At 69.8% G+C, this 17,624-nt stretch carries 17 protein-coding genes; 7 read left to right on the forward strand and 10 right to left on the reverse strand.

Annotated features, from left to right (window positions below; genetic code table 11):
• Positions 1 to 4 precede the first annotated feature (4 nt).
• The 3 genes from gspE to J2X20_RS08540 are packed head-to-tail and all read left to right on the forward strand — an operon-like array spanning position 5 to position 3,230.
• Positions 5 to 1,429: a type II secretion system ATPase GspE gene (gspE, locus tag J2X20_RS08530; protein WP_310263358.1), complete on the forward strand. Its 1,425-nt coding sequence runs from the start codon at positions 5 to 7 to the stop codon at positions 1,427 to 1,429.
• A gap of 2 nt (positions 1,430 to 1,431) precedes the next feature.
• Positions 1,432 to 2,643 carry a type II secretion system inner membrane protein GspF gene (gene gspF / locus J2X20_RS08535; protein WP_310263359.1) on the forward strand — a complete coding sequence of 404 codons (1,212 nt, stop codon included), beginning with the start codon at positions 1,432 to 1,434 and terminating at the stop codon, positions 2,641 to 2,643.
• A 35-nt stretch (positions 2,644 to 2,678) separates the two neighbouring features.
• Entirely contained in the window at positions 2,679 to 3,230 is a 552-nt protein-coding gene (locus J2X20_RS08540; protein WP_310263361.1) for a hypothetical protein, read from the forward strand.
• Here the strand turns inward: J2X20_RS08540 and J2X20_RS08545 are convergent.
• The 5 genes from J2X20_RS08545 to J2X20_RS08565 all read right to left on the reverse strand — a co-directional run bounded on the left by J2X20_RS08545 (position 3,193) and on the right by J2X20_RS08565 (position 7,853).
• Positions 3,193 to 4,281 carry a hypothetical protein gene (locus tag J2X20_RS08545; RefSeq protein ID WP_310263363.1) on the reverse strand — a complete coding sequence of 363 codons (1,089 nt, stop codon included), beginning with the start codon at positions 4,279 to 4,281 and terminating at the stop codon, positions 3,193 to 3,195. The two genes, J2X20_RS08540 and J2X20_RS08545, sit on opposite strands and share 38 nt — an antisense overlap.
• Positions 4,278 to 5,531 carry a hypothetical protein gene (locus tag J2X20_RS08550; protein WP_310263364.1) on the reverse strand — a complete coding sequence of 418 codons (1,254 nt, stop codon included), beginning with the start codon at positions 5,529 to 5,531 and terminating at the stop codon, positions 4,278 to 4,280. The genes J2X20_RS08545 and J2X20_RS08550 overlap by 4 nt, the downstream gene beginning before the upstream one ends.
• Before the next feature lie 38 nt (positions 5,532 to 5,569).
• Positions 5,570 to 6,244, reverse strand: coding sequence for an amino acid ABC transporter permease (locus tag J2X20_RS08555; RefSeq protein WP_310263365.1), 675 nt, complete (start codon positions 6,242 to 6,244; stop codon positions 5,570 to 5,572).
• Positions 6,241 to 6,942 (reverse strand): amino acid ABC transporter permease, encoded by a 702-nt coding sequence (locus J2X20_RS08560; protein ID WP_310263367.1) that lies wholly within the window; start codon positions 6,940 to 6,942, stop codon positions 6,241 to 6,243. The genes J2X20_RS08555 and J2X20_RS08560 overlap by 4 nt, the downstream gene beginning before the upstream one ends.
• A 71-nt stretch (positions 6,943 to 7,013) precedes the next feature.
• Positions 7,014 to 7,853 (reverse strand): ABC transporter substrate-binding protein, encoded by an 840-nt coding sequence (locus tag J2X20_RS08565; RefSeq protein WP_310263369.1) that lies wholly within the window; start codon positions 7,851 to 7,853, stop codon positions 7,014 to 7,016.
• 207 nt (positions 7,854 to 8,060) lie between these two features.
• Here J2X20_RS08565 and J2X20_RS08570 point away from each other — a divergent pair, with 207 nt between their 5' ends.
• The 3 genes from J2X20_RS08570 (at position 8,061) to J2X20_RS08580 (ending at position 11,697) form a co-directional block, all read left to right on the forward strand.
• Positions 8,061 to 9,449 carry a pyridoxal-phosphate dependent enzyme gene (locus J2X20_RS08570; protein ID WP_310263370.1) on the forward strand — a complete coding sequence of 463 codons (1,389 nt, stop codon included), beginning with the start codon at positions 8,061 to 8,063 and terminating at the stop codon, positions 9,447 to 9,449.
• Positions 9,446 to 10,627, forward strand: a complete 1,182-nt coding sequence (locus tag J2X20_RS08575; protein WP_310263372.1) for a trans-sulfuration enzyme family protein — start codon at positions 9,446 to 9,448, stop codon at positions 10,625 to 10,627. The genes J2X20_RS08570 and J2X20_RS08575 overlap by 4 nt, the downstream gene beginning before the upstream one ends.
• 80 nt (positions 10,628 to 10,707) lie before the next feature.
• On the forward strand, positions 10,708 to 11,697 hold the full coding sequence (locus tag J2X20_RS08580) for an AAA family ATPase (protein ID WP_310263374.1): 990 nt from the start codon (positions 10,708 to 10,710) through the stop codon (positions 11,695 to 11,697).
• 4 nt (positions 11,698 to 11,701) lie between these two features.
• Here the strand turns inward: J2X20_RS08580 and J2X20_RS08585 are convergent, their stop codons facing one another.
• Positions 11,702 to 12,199 carry a DUF3455 domain-containing protein gene (locus J2X20_RS08585; RefSeq protein WP_310263376.1) on the reverse strand — a complete coding sequence of 166 codons (498 nt, stop codon included), beginning with the start codon at positions 12,197 to 12,199 and terminating at the stop codon, positions 11,702 to 11,704.
• Between the two features lie 94 nt (positions 12,200 to 12,293).
• Between J2X20_RS08585 and J2X20_RS08590 the strand changes: the two genes are divergently transcribed.
• Positions 12,294 to 13,184 carry a 5'-nucleotidase gene (locus J2X20_RS08590; RefSeq protein WP_310263378.1) on the forward strand — a complete coding sequence of 297 codons (891 nt, stop codon included), beginning with the start codon at positions 12,294 to 12,296 and terminating at the stop codon, positions 13,182 to 13,184.
• A 261-nt stretch (positions 13,185 to 13,445) separates the two neighbouring features.
• Here the strand turns inward: J2X20_RS08590 and J2X20_RS08595 are convergent, their stop codons facing one another.
• The 4 genes from J2X20_RS08595 to J2X20_RS08610 are packed head-to-tail and all read right to left on the reverse strand — an operon-like array spanning position 13,446 to position 17,519.
• Positions 13,446 to 14,552, reverse strand: a complete 1,107-nt coding sequence (locus tag J2X20_RS08595; protein WP_310263380.1) for a HupE/UreJ family protein — start codon at positions 14,550 to 14,552, stop codon at positions 13,446 to 13,448.
• On the reverse strand, positions 14,549 to 15,700 hold the full coding sequence (locus J2X20_RS08600; RefSeq protein WP_310263382.1) for a hypothetical protein: 1,152 nt from the start codon (positions 15,698 to 15,700) through the stop codon (positions 14,549 to 14,551). Before J2X20_RS08600 ends, J2X20_RS08595 begins: the two co-directional genes overlap by 4 nt.
• Complete coding sequence (locus J2X20_RS08605) at positions 15,697 to 15,966, reverse strand: hypothetical protein (RefSeq protein ID WP_310263384.1); 270 nt, start codon at positions 15,964 to 15,966, stop codon at positions 15,697 to 15,699. Before J2X20_RS08605 ends, J2X20_RS08600 begins: the two co-directional genes overlap by 4 nt.
• 11 nt (positions 15,967 to 15,977) lie before the next feature.
• A complete protein-coding gene (locus J2X20_RS08610) occupies positions 15,978 to 17,519 on the reverse strand; it encodes a DUF4331 domain-containing protein (RefSeq protein ID WP_409034143.1) in 1,542 nt (513 codons plus the stop codon).
• Positions 17,520 to 17,624 lie beyond the last annotated feature (105 nt).

Here is a 17,624-nt window from a genome sequence, read left to right on the forward strand (position 1 = left end):
CGCCATGGCTGCGACCCGACATCCCCTGCCCTATGCCTTTGCCAAGGCCAACACCGTGCTGCTGGAGGACGACGGCAACACGCTGACGCTGTGGGCGCCTCCGGAGGTCGGCTGGGCCACGCTGTCCGAAGTGCAGCGCCAGTACGCGGTGGACCGACTCGAGTCCGAAGCCGCCCCGTCGCTGGCCGAGCGCATCAATGCCGCCTATGCCGGCAGCGAGAGCAGCGCGGCCGTCGTCGTCGGCGAGGTCGAGAGCGCGGTGGACCTGTCGCGCATGATGCAGGACCTGCCCGCCGTGGAGGACCTGCTCGAGGCCGCCAACGACGCGCCCATCATCCGCATGCTGAACGCGCTGCTCACGCAAGCGGCCAAGGACGGCGCCAGCGACATCCACATCGAGCCCTATGAGCGCGCCTCGTCGGTGCGCTTTCGCGTCGACGGCACGCTGCGCGAAGTGGTGCAGCCCAACCGCGGCCTGCATGCGGCCCTGATTTCGCGCCTGAAGATCATGGCCGAGCTCGACATCGCCGAGAAGCGCCTGCCCCAGGACGGCCGCATCTCGCTGCGCATCGGCGGCCGCGCCATCGACGTGCGCGTCTCGACGCTGCCCAGCGCCCATGGCGAGCGCGCCGTGCTGCGCCTGCTGGACAAGAGCGAATCCAAGTTCACCCTCGAAGGCCTGGGCATGGACGGCCAGGTGCTGTCGGCCTTCAAGAAGCTGGTGCAGCAGCCCCACGGCATCGTGCTCGTCACCGGCCCGACCGGCTCGGGCAAGACGACCTCGCTGTATGCCTCGCTGCAGACCGTCGATACCAGCACCACCAATGTGCTGACCGTCGAGGACCCCATCGAATACGAGTTGCCCGGCATCGGCCAGACCCAGGTCAACAGCAAGATCGACCTGACCTTCGCCAAGGCCCTGCGCGCCATCCTGCGCCAGGATCCGGACGTCATCATGATCGGCGAAATCCGCGACTACGAGACCGCGCAGATCGCCATCCAGGCCTCGCTGACGGGCCACCTGGTGCTCGCCACCCTGCACACCAACGACGCGCCCAGCGCCGTCACCCGCCTGACCGACATGGGCGTCGAGCCCTTCCTGCTCAGCAGCTCGCTGCTGGGCGTGCTGGCCCAGCGCCTGGTGAGGCGGCTCTGCCCGGTCTGCAAGAAGCAGGACGACCATGGCCGCTGGCATCCGGTGGGCTGCGACAGCTGCGGCCACACCGGCTACAAGGGCCGCACCGGCGTGTATGAGTTGATGGTGGCCGACGACGCCGTGCGCAGCCTCATCCACAACCGCGCCCCCGAGAGCCAGTTGCAGGCCGCCGCCGAGGCCGTCGGCCTGCGCTCCATGCGCGAGGATGGTGAGCGGCTGATCAATGCCGGCATCACCTCGCTCGAAGAAGTGCTGCGCGTGACGCGCGAATAGCCGTGCCCGCCTACAAATACGAAGCCCTCACCGATGCCGGCCGCCACAGCAGCGGCCTGATCGAGGCCGACAACCCGCGTGCGGCGCGTGCCATGGTGCGCGCGCAAGGGTTGACGCCGCTGTCCATCGAGATGGTGCAGCAGCATGGCACGCAGGAAGGCAGCCGCTTCACGCGCCGCGTCTTCAGCCCGACGGCCCTGGCCGTCTGGACGCGCCAGTTGGCCGGCCTGGTCGGCTCCGGCCTGCCCATCGAGCGGGCCCTGACCGCCCTGGCCGACGAGAGCGAGGACACCAAGCAGCGCGAACTGATTTCGCAGCTGAAGGCCGAGGTCAATGCCGGCTCGACCTTCGCCCGCGCCCTGTCCTCGGCGCCGCGCGAGTTCGACGATGTCTACCGCGGCGTCGTGGCCGCCGGCGAACAGAGCGGTGCCCTGGGCCAGGTGCTGGAGAAGCTCGCCGACGACCTCGAGGAGCGCCAGGACCTGAAGGCCAAGCTCGTCGGCGCCATGGCCTACCCGGCCATCGTCTCCTTCATCTCCGTCCTCATCGTCATCTTCCTCGTCACCTATGTGGTGCCGCAGATCGCCACGGTGTTCACGAGCTCCAAGCGCGCCCTGCCCGCGCTGACCGTGGCCATGCTGGCCGTCAGCGACTTCGTGCGCAGCTGGGGCTGGGCCATGCTGGCCGTCCTCATTGCCGGTGGCGTGGCGCTGCGCTTCGCGCTGAAGGCGCCGGCCTTCAGGCTGCGCTTTGACGCCGGCATCCTCGGCCTGCCCCTGGTCGGGCGCCTGGCCCGCGGCTACAACGCGGCCCGCTTTGCCGGGACGCTGGCCATGCTGGCCGGCGCCGGTGTGCCCATCCTGAAGGCTCTGCAGGCCGCGGCCGAGACCCTGTCCAACCGCGCCATGCAGGCCGATGCGCTCGATGCCCTGGTGCAGGTGCGCGAAGGCGCACCGCTGGGGTCGGCCCTGGCCGGCAAGAAGCGCTTCCCCGGCATCCTGGCCATGTTCGCCCGCCTGGGCGAGCAGACCGGCGAGCTGCCCGCCATGCTGGGCCGCGCCGCCCGCCAGCTCGGCACCGAGGTGCAGCGCCGCTCGATGGCCGCGGCGACGCTGCTGGAGCCTCTGCTCATCGTCGCGATGGGCGCCGTGGTGCTGCTGATCGTGTTGGCCGTGCTGCTGCCCATCATCCAGCTGAATACATGGGTGAAGTGAGGCGGCCAGCCGTCAGCGCTCTGCTGACGTTGACCGTGAGTTTGAGCGTCATCGCCTGGATGGGCTGGCACTGGTGGCCGCACTGGGGCCTGGCCTTTGCCGCCGAGGACGCGCCGCTGGCCTGGTGGCAGGCCGCGCTGCTGGTGGCCAATGCGACTGCAGCCGCAGCGCTGGCCTGCGTGCATGCCGCCATGGGTGGCCGGCAGCGCGCCGTGCGCTGGTGGACGCTGCTGGCCTTGGGCATGGTGTTCGCAGCGCTAGACGAACGCTTCATGGCCCACGAGGCCGTGCAGGACTGGCTGCAGTTTGACCTGGGCTGGCCGCGCCGCTGGGCCCAGGGCGTCATCCTCGTCTACGCGCTGGGGGGCCTGGCCCTGCTGCGCGCCGTGTGGGCCGAAGGCAGTGCGACGCTGCGGCGCTGGGCCATCGCCGCGCTCGCCGCCGGTGCCGCCGCCATCGCCCTGGACCTGGCTTTCGACACCATCGCCATGCAGATCGTCGAGGAGGGGCTGGAAGCCCTCGCCGAGACGCTGCTGCTGGCCGGCCTCTTCAGCGAACTGGGCAGCGCGGCGTCCCCGCGGCGCTGAGGGCCGGCGGCGTGTCCCAGGCCTCGCGGGGCTGGCTGATGACCTCCTCGGTCCAGGCCCGCACGCCCCAGGCCTCGCCGCGCTTGATCTGCGGCTGCATGCCGGCGCCATCGGGTTCGGCCTCGAGATCGGCCGAGTAGAAGTCGTAGCGACTGGCACGCAGGCGCAGCACCGGCAGGCCCTTGGCTGCCGGCAGGCTCAGGCGCAGTTCGCCGCGCTGGGCTTCCGATTCCCCCGGCTTGGCCGCCAGGCGCTGCACGCTCGCGCCTGAGGCCCAGGCCGGGTCGGACAGGGCCAGCAGCGCCCAGACCGCCGGCTCGGCCGCGCCGGGCCAGCGCAGTTCGATCCAGCTCTCGCAGCCGCTCCCCACGCCGCCCCAATGCAGGCGCTGCAGCCGCGCCTCGCTGACGCCGCCGGGGCTGACGAGCCAGACGCGCGGCGCACCGGCCGGCGTTTCGAAGCTGGCGCGCACCGTGATCTCGGCGTATTCCTCGGGCGGCGGCGTCTCGCGCAAGCGCAGCTGCACACCCCAGCCCAGGGTCTTGGCGATCACCATCCATTGGCCCGCGAGGCCATCGTCCAACCCAAGACGCGCGACGGTCTCGCTGCCCTCGCGGCGATAGCTCGCCACGCCATCCTTGACCGCCGGCCCGGCCACGACAAAGGCCGTGGCCACGGGCGGGTTCTGCTCGGCCGCGGATTGCCAGCGCGGCTCGCGCGCGACGGTTTGTTTCGTTTCAGCCGGCCAGCCCTGGGTGGTCACCCAGGCGGCCAGCGGTGCGCGCGTCCAGTCCGGCAAGGCCAGCGGCTGCAGCGATGCCGGCATGAAGGCCTCGTGGACGCCCGCCCGCGCCGGCGAACCGTAGAACTCGGGCCACCAGGGCCAGACCTGCTGCAGGCCCGCCAGCTGCAGCGCGCCGACGCCGGGCGGCTGCTGGCTGCCGAAGTTCTGCAGCGCCCGCTTGAAATCGGCCTGCAGTTCGGCCACCGTCGCAGCCGGCGCCTGCGCGGCCATCACGCCGCCCAGCATCAGGATGAGCAGCCGCCTCATGTGCAGGTCACCAGGTTGTAGCGGGACAGCACGCGCCACCAGCCCTGTTCATTGGCCTCGAGCTGGTAGAGGTCGTAGGCATACCAGCCCGCCGCCTTGCGCAGGTGCTCCGGTCGCCAGGCGTCGGCCAGCGCGCGCGCCGGGTCCAGCCAGGGCGCCTGGCCGACCTCGCGGTCCTCGCTGATGACGGTGCGCAGGTCGGCGACGCCGTCGCCGTCCAGGTCGAGGGCGGCATCGACGCGATGGGTCAGCGTGGCAGAGCTCAGGCGCGTCTCGCGCTGCGGCAGCACGCGTGCCCGCGCCGCGTCCACAGCCGCCGTGGTCGCAAACACCGCCAGGATGGGAGAGCGAGCCGGCTGGGCCAGCACGATCTCGGCCTGGCTGCGGAAGTCCTCTGGCTTGTCGCTTCTGCCGCAGCCATCGCTGCCGTAGGTGGCGCTGCGCAGCACGCCCGGCAGCAGGCCCTTCTCGGTGGCCACCCAGACCGGCAGGCGCAGCGTCAGCTGCAACTGGTCGATGCGGCCGCGGCCGTTCGTCAGCGAGCTGCTGAGGTCGGCCAGTTCGGCTTCGCGCCAGGTCGCCTTCACCGCCAGGCCGCGCGCCTTGGCGATCTCGTACAGGTCGGCCAGCGCGGCGGCGCTGCGGGCGTCGTAGCTGACCCGGTAGACCACGCCCTCGGCGTCCCGCGTGCGCAGCCGCCCCACCAAGGGGCCGCCGGCGAAACCGGCGACCAGCATGTCGGGCTTGAAGAAGGACATTCCCGGCGCTCGGCCGCCCCAACGCCCCAGGCCCATGGCCGTCATGCGTGCGGGGTCGAGCTTGAACTCGCGGCTGCTGCGCGCCGCGATCTGCACATTGATGGCCGTGCTGGGCGGATGCGCCAGCACCTCGGCCGGCGCCTTGCCGAAGTCGCGGCTCAGGCCCGCGCGCATCTTCTGTGACTGGGCGAACTCGGCTGCGACCAGCTTCTGCCAGGCCGGTGCCTCGGGGTCGCCGCCTTCGGGCGCGCCCCGCGCCTTGAGCTGGTTGAGCAGGCCGGCATGGTCGCCCCAGGCATGCAGGGACGGCGTCAGTGCGAAGTGCTTGCGCAAGGCTTCGAATTGCGCGCGGGCGGAGGCCAGGCCGGGCTTCTCGACCAGCGTCGCGCGGGCGAGGTCGGCCTCGGCTTGCGCCAGCGCGGTAGAAGGCTCGGCCAAGGCGTGGCCGGCCATGGCCAGCATCAAGGCGCCACAAAGACGTGCCAGTTGCATAGCTCTCCCTGTCTCTTTGGCCCGCATTGTGGGCCCGGCTAGCGTGCCAGCCGCCCTTCCACGACACGCGCCACGCACGTCAGGCCAAAGCACATGGCGAAGTAGCAGCCCGCCAGCGTCAGATAGATCTCGACCGGCTTGACCAGCACCTGGGCGTTGATCTGGTTGGCGATGAAGCTCAGCTCCGAGAGGCCGATGATGGTGCCCAGCGACGTCTCCTTGATGATGGCGACGAACTGGTTGATCAGCGACGGCAGCATGTGGCGCAGGGCCTGGGGCAGCAGCACGGAGCGCAGCGTCTGGCTGCGCGTCATGCCCAGGGACATGGCCGCCTGCAGCTGGCCGCGCGGCAAGGCCTGCAGGCCAGCGTGGACGATCTCGGCGAGATAGGCGGCGTCGAAGACGATCAGCGCGATCAGCATGGTGCTGAACTGGTCGGTCTTGCGGCCGGTGACCGTGGGCAGGAAGAAATAGGCCCAGAACACCACCATCAGCAGTGGCGTGCCGCGCACGACCCAGACCCAGGCCGTCACCGGCAAGCGCAGCCAGCGATTGGGGCTGAAGCGCGCCAGGCCCAGCAGCACGCCCAGCGGCAACGCCAGCACCAGGCCCAGCGTGGCCAGGACCACCGTCAACGCCAGGCCGCCCAGAGGCCCATGCGGGTACTGGCCGACGAGGAAATAGAGCCAGTAGGTGTCGACCAGCTCCGTCATCGCCTGGCCTCTTGCGGCGACACCGCGTGCCGGGCCCATTGCGCCAGGCCCGTCAGCACCAGCGACACCGACAGATAGGCTACCGTCACGATGGCGAAGGTCTCGAAGCCGCGGAAGGTGGCCGACTCGACGCGCTGGGCCTGGGTCATCAACTCGGCCGCGCCGATGACGGTGGCGATGCTGGTGTTCTTCCAGAGGTTCAGCGTCTGCGACAGCAGCGGCGGCAGCGTGATGCGCAGGGCCTGCGGCAGCACGACCACGCGCATGCCGGCCAGATAGCTGAAACCCAGGGCCATGGCCGCATCCAGCTGCGCCGCTGGCACGGCCCGAACGCCGGAACGGATGTCCTCGGACATATAGGCCGCCGTGTACAGCGTGAGAGCCGCCCAGGCGCTGAAGACTTCGATATTGCTGGCATAGACCTGCTCCTTGATGCCGGCCGGCAGCAGCTCGGGCACGCCGAAGTACCAGAACAGCATGTGCACCAGCAGCGGCACACAGCGCACGGCCTCGACATAGCTTTCACCGATGACGCGAAAGGCACGCCACGGCGACAGGCGCAGCAGCGCGATGAAGACGGCGAGCGGCAACGCCGTCAGCAGCGTCAGGCCGGTCAGCAGCAGCGACAGGCGCAGGCCTTCCAGCAGCCAGGTGAGGTAGTCGCCCTGCAGCAGCGGAGCAAAGGAGAGAACGGGCATGGCAGCAGACAAAAAGCAAGACAGCCGCCAACCCTCGTGAGGTGGCGGCTGCAATCAATGGAACAGAACGATCAGCTTTCAACCTTGTCGCTGTCGATCTTGAAGGTGCGCTTGGGGAACTTCAGCCGCGTCTCCGGGCCGTACCACTTGACGAAGAGCTTGTCGGCCTCGCCACCCTTCTCCAGGCCCGTGAGTGCCGCGTCAACCTCGGCCTTCAGGCGCTTCTCGCCCTTCTTGATGCCGATGGCCAGCGGCTCGACGCTGATGTTCTGGTCGAGGATACGGTACTGGCTGGACGCCGCCCCCAGCTTGGCATGCTGGTCCAGCAGCGAGACCTCATCGTTGACAAAGGCCACGCCCTTGCCCTGCTGCAGGGCCTGGAAGGCCTGCGGACCGGTGTCGAAGGTGACGACGTCGACTTGCGGCACGGCCTTGCGGATGTTGGGCTCCTGGGTGCCGCCCTTGATGGTGACGACCTTCTTGCCCGTCAGCGCGGCGAGGTTCTGGATGCCGCTGTCGGCCTTGACCAGCACCTTCTGGCCGGTGACGAAGGTGGTCAGCGAGAAGTCGATGACGGCTTCGCGTTCCTTGTTGTGGGTCAGCGAGGCGGCCAGCAGGTCGACATGGCCCTGCTGCAGTTCGGGGATGCGCGCGGCGACGGCGAGCTGCTTGATCTGCAGCTTGACGCCCAGCCGGGCGGCGATGGCGCGGGCCAGGTCGACCTCGTAGCCGATGATCTCGCGCGTCCTGGGATCGATGAAGCTGTTGGGCTCGTCGGTGCCCAGCACGCCGACGACGAGCTCGCCCTTTTTCTTGATGTCGTCGAGTTGGTCGGCGTGGGAGACCTGGGCAGCGAGCAGGCCGGTGGCGATGAGGGCCTGGGTCAGCAGGCGGCGGGAGAACAAAGACATCTGGCTTCCTTGTGGGATCAACGTGGCCGCATGCTAGGAATCGCATAAGCGCTCGTGAACGACGCTTTTCGCATTTGCTTGTGCGGCAGCGCAGCATCAAAAAAAGCGCAAGCACATGCGGAAAACGGGATTGCGCACGAAGCCTGCCTTCGTATCCTGCGAGGTCTAGCCTATATTGGCCGCGCCCGACCCGCGGCCCGACTCGTCATGAACGCTCGACTCCCGCTCGAGGCCCGGCCCGCCGTGCTCGACCTCATCGGCAACACGCCGCTATTGCCCGTGCAGCGCCTGGACACCGGCCCCTGCCAGCTCTTCCTCAAGCTCGAATCCCAGAACCCCGGCGGCTCCATCAAGGACCGCATCGGCCTGGCCATGATCGAGACGGCCGAACGCGAGGGCCTGCTCAAACCCGGCGGCACGGTGGTGGAAGCCACCGCCGGCAACACCGGCCTGGGCTTGGCCCTGGTGGCCCGTGCCAAGGGCTACCAGGTGGCCCTGGTGGTGCCCGACAAGATGTCGGCGGAGAAGGTGCTGCAGCTCAAGGCCCTGGGCGCCCAGGTGCATCTGACGCGCTCCGACGTCGGCAAGGGCCATCCGGCCTACTACCAGGACGTGGCCGCCCGCCTGGTGCGCGAGATCCCCGGTGCCTGGTATGCCGACCAGTTCAACAACCCCGCCAACCCGCTGGCCCACGAGACGACGACGGCGCCCGAGATCTGGCAGCAGATGGGCCATGACGTCGACGCCATCGTCTGCGGCGTCGGTTCGGGCGGCACCATCACGGGTTTGAGCCGCTACTTCCAGCGCGTGCAACCGGGTGTCGAGATGGTGCTGGCCGATCCGGTCGGCTCCATCCTGAAGGACTACATCGACACCGGCAAATTCGGTGACGCCGGCTCCTGGGCCGTGGAAGGCATCGGCGAGGACTTCGTCCCTCCCATCGCCGACCTCAGGCCCGTGCGCAAGGCCTACAGCGTCAGCGACGCCGACAGCTTCGGCACCGCGCGCGAGCTCTATCGCGCCGAGGGCATCCTGGCGGGTTCGTCCACCGGCACCCTGCTGGCCGCGGCCCTGCGCTACTGCCGCGAGCAGACCACGCCCAAACGCGTCGTCACCTTCGTCTGCGACACCGGCACGCGCTATCTGTCCAAGGTCTACAACGACCATTGGATGTTCGACCAGGGCCTGCTGACCCGCCCACGCCTGGGCGACCTGCGCGACCTGATCTCGCGCCCGGTCACCAGCGGCGGTGTCGTGTCCGTCGGCCCTGACGACACGCTGCAGACGGCCTTCTCGCGCATGCGCCAGGCCGATGTGTCTCAGCTGCCGGTGCTGGAAGGCGGCCGCCTGGTCGGCCTGCTGGACGAGTCCGACCTGCTGGCGCGCCTGCATGCCGAGCCCGCGGCTTTCGGCGCCCTGGTGCAGAGCGCGATGAACACCGACGTCATCACGCTGGCGCCGAGCGCCTCGCTCGCCGAACTGAACGAGCAACTGCGCCGCGGCCTCGTCGCCGTCATCGCCGACGCCGCCGGCTTCCATGGCCTCGTCACCCGCTTCGACCTCATCAACCATCTGCGCAAGGAGGTCACGCGATGAGCAGCCCCAACGACACCCGCCTGGACTTCAACACCCGTGTCATCCACGCCGGCCAGACGCCCGATGCCGTGACCGGCGCGGTCATGCCGCCCATCTCGGTCAGCTCCACCTACCGCCAGAGCGGCCCCGGCGAACACACCGGCTACGAGTACGGCCGCACCCACAACCCGACCCGCCAGGCCTGGGAGCGCGCCGTGGCGGACCTGGAAAGCGGCGCCCAGGCCTATGCCTTCGCCTCGGGCCTTGCCGCCATGGCGACCGTGCTCGACACCCTGCCCGCCGGCGCCCACATCGTCGCCGGCGATGACCTCTATGGCGGCAGCTATCGCCTGTTCGAGCGGGTGCGCAAGCACAGCGCCGGCCTGCGGGTGAGCTATGTCGACAGCCGCGACACCGAGGCCGTACGCGCGGCCCTGCAGCCCGACACGAAGCTGATCTGGATCGAGACGCCCAGCAACCCGCTGCTGCGCCTGAGCGACCTCTCGGCAATAGCCAAGCTCGCCCGCGAGCACGGCGCGCTGGCGGTGGCCGACAACACCTTCGCCAGCCCCTGGGCGCAACGACCGCTGGAGCTGGGCTTCGACCTCGTCGTGCACTCGGCGACGAAATACCTCAACGGCCACAGCGACGTCATCGGCGGCATCGCCGTCGTCGGCGGTGAACCGCGCCAGGCCGAGCTGCGCGAGAGGCTCGAGTTCCTGCACAACGCCGTCGGCTCGGTCGCCGGACCCTTCGACAGCTTCCTGGCCTTGCGCGGTCTCAAGACCCTGGCCCTGCGCATGGAGAGACACAACGCCAGCGCCGCTGAACTGGCCGCCTGGCTGGCTGCGCAACCTCAGGTCGAGCGCGTGCTCTACCCCGGCCTGGAAAGCCATCCGCAGCACGCGCTGGCCAAGCGCCAGATGCGCGGCGGCGGCGGCATGATCAGCGTCGCGCTGAAGACCGACCTGGCCGGCGCCCGCCGCTTCCTGCAGCGCGTCGAGCTGTTCACGCTGGCCGAAAGCCTGGGCGGCGTCGAGAGCCTGATCTCGCTGCCGGCCTTGATGACGCACGCCTCCATCCCACCCGACACGCGGGCGCGGCTGGGCATCACCGATTCGCTGGTGCGGCTGTCGGTCGGCATCGAGGCCGCGGACGACCTCAGAAGGGACCTGGCAACCGCCCTCAGCGTGATCTGACACACGAACCGGTGATTTCCCGACATGCGCGGTGGGGGCGGTTTTTGCTTGAATCAAGGCGTCCAGACGGAGTTGGAGCCATGAGCAGTACCGCCATCACCTGTGTCGCCCCGCGCATCCCGGTCGCCCGCATGCGCAGCATCTACCGCGTCGAGGAGGTGTCGCGCCGCCTCGACAAGCTGCCACCCAAGGAGCACGAATCCCTGCGCGCCACCTACGAGCGCATGATCGAGAAGGGCGAGCAGCGCTTCCAGGTCAAGCCGTCGGGCCTGCCCGTCATGGACGCCCTCTACGAAGAGCTGCCCAACTTCCACGAGGTGCTGGATGACGTGCGTCGCCAGATCGCCCTGTGCAATGACAGCAGCGACGCGCTGGAGATCACGCCGCTGCTGCTGCTCGGCCCGCCCGGCGTTGGCAAGACCCACTTCGCCCGCCAGCTCGCCGAGCTGCTGGGCACCGGCATGGGCTTCGTCTCCATGAGTTCATTGACGGCCGGCTGGGTGCTGTCCGGCGCCTCCAGCCAGTGGAAGGGCGCGCGCGCCGGCAAGGTCTTCGAGGCGCTGGTGGACGGCGACTATGCCAACCCCGTCATGGTGGTGGACGAGATCGACAAGGCCGGCGGCGAGGCTGCCTACGACCCCCTGGGTTCGCTCTACAGCCTGCTGGAACACGACACGGCCAGCACCTTCATCGACGAGTTCGCCGAGGTGGCCGTGGACGCCAGCCAGCTCATCTGGGTGGCCACCGCCAACGATGCCCGCGCCATTCCCGATCCCATCCTGAACCGCGTCAACGTCTACGAGATCCAGGCGCCGGACTTCGCCGCCGCCCGCACCATCGCGCTGCGGCTGTACCAGAAGCTGCGTAGCGGCCACGACTGGGGCAAGCGTTTCGACGAGCGGCCCAGCGACGGCGTGCTGGACCGCATGGCCGAGCTGGCGCCGCGCGAGATGCGTCGCGCCTGGATGACCGCCTTCGGCAATGCGCGCCTGGCGCACCGCGACACCCTGCTCTGCGAGGATCTGCCCGTCGCCGGCGCGAAGAAGGCGCGCATCGGCTTCATGCAATGAGGCCTCAGCGGTAGAAGTAGTAGGCCGCCGTGTAGGCCACGCGGGCCTGCTGGCCCAGCTTCTCGGTCGTGCAAGGCTCGGCAGGCTCCACCCCGCCGCCGGTGTTCAGGCGCTGGATGCTGCGCACGGTGGCGAACACGCCGCTGCCGCTGTTGCTCTTGGCGGCCAGCAGCAGCCAGGGGATGGCGGTCTCCGGCGTGGGGCTGGGCGCGCGGGCCTTCACTTCGCCGACCACCTTGCTGCCGTCCGGCGCCTCCCAGGTCGGGCCGGCGTAATGCTTGCCCAGCGGGTTGCTGCGCTGGTCGGCCAGCGTGGCCTCGGGTGCCTTGAACACCCAGCCCGGGCCGCTGCCGTCGGCCTTGGCGGCGCAGTCGTAGATCTGCACGCCGCTGGCCAGGGCTTCCATGACGAAGGTCTGGCCGGCGGGTGGCTGCAGGTTGGCGGGCACCTGGGGCGGCTGGGGCGCGGAAACGCAGCCCGCCAAGGCCAGGACGGAAAGCATGGCGACAGCAATGCGCATGGAGAGGCTTTCGAACCGGTGAGACGGCGAGTCTAGAAAGAGGCGCCGCCTCAGTCGCCCCCTATCATCGACCACCATGCCTGCCAGCCTTTCCGGTCAACTCGTCGTCGCCATCTCCTCGCGCGCCCTCTTCGACTTCGAGGCCGAGAACGAGGTCTTCGAGGCCGGCGACGACCACGCCTACATGGCCCTGCAGCAGCAGCGCCTGGACGAACCGGCACCGCCCGGCGTGGCCTTCTCGCTGGTGGAGAAGCTGCTGGCCTTCAATGCCGGCGGTGCGCCCCAGGTGGAGGTCGTCGTGCTGTCGCGCAACGACCCGATCTCGGGCATGCGCGTGTTCCGCTCGGCCAAGCATTACGGCCTGCCCATCGAGCGCGGCGTGTTCACGCGCGGCGCCTCGCCCTGGCGCTATCTGAAGCCGCTGTCGGCCCAGCTCTTCCTGTCCACCAACGAGGCCGATGTGCGCCAGGCCCTGGGGGCCGGCGTGGCCGCGGCCCGCGTGATGCCGCTGGCGGCGCGGGCCTCGGCGGCGCATCCCAAGGAACTGCGCATCGCCTTCGACGGCGACGCGGTGCTGTTCTCTGATGAAGCCGAGCAGGTCTTCCAGCGCGACGGCCTGGCGGCCTTTCGCGAGCATGAGCTGCAGCGCGCCCATCAGCCGCTGCAGGCCGGTCCATTCAAGGCGGTGCTGGAGGCCCTGCACCGCCTGCAGCAGCCGCACGCCAACGGCATGAAGGTGCGCACCGCCCTGGTCACGGCGCGCAGCGCGCCGGCGCACGAGCGCGCCATCCGCACGCTGATGGACTGGCAGATCGAGGTCGACGAGGCCATGTTCCTCGGCGGCCTGGCCAAGGGCGAGTTCCTGCGCGAGTTCGAGCCCGACTTCTTCTTCGACGACCAGGTCGGCCACATCACCAGCGCCGCGGCCCATGTGCCGGCGGGTCATGTGGCCATGGGCAGGGCCTGATAGCGCCACGGCAACGGGTCGCGTTGTGACCAGAAAGGTCGCAGGCACGACAGCAAACCGCAAGCTGGGCTCCCCGCCCAGCGAGGATTTGCAACACAGCATGCGGCCTTTCTGGTCACAACCCTTCGGGCAGGCCCGCCGCAAGGGGCCACTCGTTGTTGCAGCCCTGGCCCGCACACGAGTGCGGGCGGCGCGCTACGTCTAGATTGGCCCCTTGCGGCGGGCCTGCGCGACCCATTGCCGTAGCGCTATCAGGCCCAGCTAGCTGATCAGGGCCAGGCCCAGGCTGCGCTCGGCCAGCCAGACCAGGGCCAGCATGGCCACGGCGCTCGACCCGCCGGGCACGATCCAACGCCGGTAGACGGTCGCCGAACGCAGCGCGAGCGCCAAGGGCAGCAGCAGCGCGACGACCGCGAGTTGCCCGAGTTCGACGCCGAGGTTGAAGCCCAGCAGCGGCAGCACCAACTCGCTGCCGCGCAGGCCGAGGTCCTTCAGCGGCCCGGCAAAGCCCACGCCATGCACCAGGCCGAACAGGCCCACCATGCTCCAGCGCGGCCCCGGCACGAAGGGCCTCAGGTTGTCGATGGCGGCCAGCAGCACGGTCAAGGCGATCAGCGACTCGACGACGGCCGCCGGCGGGTCGATGGCGCCGCTGGCCGCCAGCGCCAGCGTGATCGAATGGGCCAGCGTGAAAGCGGTGACGAGCTTGAGCGTCTCGCCCAGCGCGGCGCGGCCGCTGGCGCGCGGCGCCCAGCCCTTGCCCTCGCGGCGCCAGACGGCGACCAGCAGCAGCGTGACCAGGAAGAGCACATGGTCCAGCCCGCTGGCGATATGAGCCATGCCCTCGACGACAAAGCCGCCGAAGCCGCGGCTCTCGAGGCTGAGGCGCTGCGGGCCGGCGCCCGGCGTCAGCACCAGCGGCTCGCCCGCCGCGCCGACGAGGCGTGCCAGGCCACGGTGGGCCGTGTCGGTGCTGGCGAAGAGGCGGTAGTCGATGTCGAGCTCATGCACGGCCGCCGCGCAGTGCCAGTGGCTGATGAGGACGGCATGCGTGCCGTCGCTGTGCTGGTCGAGCTGGGGTTGGGGTCGGTCCTGCAGCGTGCAGGCCGCGCCATCGGCCGTCAAGCGCAGGCCGGCCGCGGCGAGCGCCTCGACGTCGGGCCAGCGCTGGCGCACCTCGCCCCAGCTGAGCTTGCCGTCGCCGTCGGCGTCCAGGGCGAGATCGCGATCCAGGTCACGCAGCGCGATGTCCAGGCGCTGCTCGACGGCAGTACCGTCGACGCGGTAGACGAGATAGGCCTCGCTGGCCTGGTGGGCCTGGGCCGCGCCGCTCAGCAGCAGCGCCAGCCACAACAAACAACGGATCACGGCGCAAAGCTCCGGTCAAGGGCGGCAAGGCGTGCATCCTGCCAGCCCTTGCCGCGCAGCACACGCGCCAGCTCCCGGCGCGTCGCGTCGCCATCACGGCCGGCAGCCAGGGCCGCGCGCAGCAGCAGCACGGCATCGACCGGCTCGCGCTGCATGGCCCAGTTGACCTGGGCCAGGCGCAGGGCCTCGCGCGGCTGCTGCTCGACGTCCAGCGCAAAGCGGGCCTGCTCGCGTGCATGCTTGCCGGGCTCGCGGCGGTCGGCGGCGGCCAGGCGCTCGCGCATCTGCGCCGTAGCTGCCGACGCATCGCGGCCGAGCTGGCGCAGGGCGATGACCTGGCGCAGCAGCAGCGCATCGGCCTCGGCGTCGGGGCTGCGCTCGACCAGCACCAGGGCCTCGGCCGCACGCTGGCGGGCCAGCAGCCAGTCGGCCAGCGCAGCGCGGGTGTAAACCTCGTCCTCACCGGCCAGCGCCGTGCGGTAGAGGGCCGGCGCGGTGGTCTCGTTGCCCAGGCGTTCGGCCAGCTCGGCACGCATCAACGCCAGCCAGGGCGCCATGGTCCGGCCCGGGTTCAGCCGGGCCAGGGTTTGATCGGCGGCCTGGCCCTGGCCCGACAGGCTGGCCAACTCGGCCAAGCAGGCCGCGGCGGGCAGCGCGGCCAGCGGCTGCAGCTGCTCGCACAAGGCGCGCGACTCGGCCAGCTCGGCGCGCAGCTGGTGCAGGGCGGCGGCGTCGAGCAGGGCCTGGGCACGCTGGTCGGGTGCCAGCTCGGTGCGCGCCAGCAGGTGCTTCAGCTCGGCCAGGGCCGGCTCGAACTCGTGCCGCGCCTGCAGCACGCGGGCGCGCAGCAGCACCGCTTCGGCGGGCGCATCGGCCTGGCGCCACCACGGCGCCAGCGCCGCCTGCGCGGCACCGAGCTCGCGCGGGTCGCCATGCACGCGGGCGCGCTGCAGCGCTGCGCGGGCGGTGGCGACGGCGAGCGGCAATTGCGCCGGATCGCGCGCCAAGGCCGCACGACGCTCGCGCTCGGCGGCGTCGATGCGATAGGGCAGGCGCTGCACGATCTCGGCGTCGTCCTTCGGCACGAAGGGTTCGGCCGAGACCGCGAGCGGCAGCGCCAGCAGCAGCGATACCAGCAGCAGCTTCACAGGCTTTGCGGCTCTTCGGTCTCGCTGACCGACACCGCCACCGTCGGCAGCGTCAGCGCCTCCGTGGTCTCGTCGTCGGTCTTCTGCGCCTTCAGATAGCTCACCAGGGCCGTGGATGAAGCCACGGCGCTGTCGGGCACGGCGGTGGGAGCCGGCGGAGGCGGGGGCGGTGGGGCGATGATTTCAGTGTCGCTGTCACTGCCGCCGCAAGCGGCGAGCAGGAGGGCGGCAGCTGTTGCGACGAGGGCGTTCTGGCGGGTCAGCATGGCGGCCCCCTTCACTTCGTGCCCGGGATGGGCGTGTTGAGATAGGGGAAGCCACTCATCAGGGGCACGACGGCCTGATCGACCGCGTCATGCAGCTTGAAGCTGGTGGCACCCAGGGGCACCGCGGCGGGCTTGCAGGCCGCGCCGAAGCCGAGCTTGTCGGTGTCGCCATTGGCCACGCACAGGCCGCCCATGACGGCCACCAGGGAGATGTCGACGACGTCGTCCTTGGGACGGCGGCCATTGGGGAAGCCGGCGTTGTCATTGCCCGCGGCGAGGATGTTGCCGACGATGCCCAAACGGTTCTGTTGAGCGAAGGGCACGGCCGGGATGGCGGTGTTCAAGCGCAGCATCTCGGAGGCCGTGACCGTCTTCTGCTGATTGACGCCCTTGATGCCGGTCAGGAAGGTGGTGACGAGGTCGTTGCGCGGGAAGTTGGTGGGCGCCGTGTTGGGCAGGCCCAGCGCGATCTCCAGCAGGGCCGGCAGGGTCGGGTTGGTCACGTAGTCAGCGAACTGACCGTCGTCCTTGGGCTTGGACGAGTTGAACTTGTCCTTGTCCTTCAGGCCGATGACGACCTCGTTGACCAGGGGCATGCCCAGGCGCGAGACCTGCACCCAGGCGCCGCCGGCCTTTTCGCTGGCCTGGTGGCCCGAACCCGGCTTGGGATCAAGCAGGCGGCCCTGGCGCAGGCTGGCCGTCGTCCAGCCGCCGATGACGTCGTCGGTCGCCGTCTTCAGGCAGTCCTTGTGGATCTCCAGCGCCAGCGTGGTGACGTTCTTGTCGTCGATGGTGTTGGGCGCGGCATTGATCAGCGACGGGTCGGTGATGACGGAGACCGGCGCGTTGACGAGGTCGAAGATGGTGCCGAGGTTGACGGCAAAGGGGTCCTGGCGCTGGCCGACGAAGACCTTGGCCTGGGTCGAGCAGCCGGGAATGGTGATGGGGTAGACATGCTTGGCCGCGTAGCTCGCATAGTCGGCGATGGTCTTCTTGCCGATGTTGTCGACCGGCTTGTCAAAGGTCGTGGCGCCGCTGGTGGCATGTGCCACCGCCTGGGCCGTGCCGCTGCGGCGGTCGCCGCGCACCACGGTCAGCGTGTAGCTCTCGTTGACCTGCAGATTGGCGTCCTTCACATTGGACACGGCGCCCGACTGGATCAGCGGGATGCCGACCATCTTGCCGCCCACGCTCAGCGACGTGCCGGCGCCGCTGTTGGACAACGTGTTCTTGAAACGGAACTGGAAGCTGATGTGTTCCTTGGCGTCGCCGACGTTGTCGACGTGGATCTCGTACAGCGCGTTCGGGTCCATCGAGAAGTAGTTCGGGCCGCCATAGCCATCCTGCAGGGGCTGGTAGTTGGCGATCAGCGTCACATAGCCGGCGCGGCCGGTCTCGTAGCTGTTGAACATATAGAAGTCCGTCGCATCGACCTTGGGCACGGTCGTGATGAAAGGGGCTTCGCGGTGGCTGGAGGCCTGGGCGCCAGCGGCCAGGCAGAGCAGCGCAACGCCCAAAGCGCTGCGGGTGAGACGAGCATTCATCGTGGGCATCCTGTGGGGCAATGCCGGCTTGGCATCTGGGGTGCTCTACGCGCGCTGCGCGCCTCCGGATTCACCCGATGTGACGAATCGCCCCTCCTCCCCCTAGCAAGACAA

The sequence above is a fragment of the Roseateles saccharophilus genome (genome assembly GCF_031458095.1).
Lineage (GTDB): Bacteria > Pseudomonadota > Gammaproteobacteria > Burkholderiales > Burkholderiaceae_C > Pelomonas > Pelomonas saccharophila_A.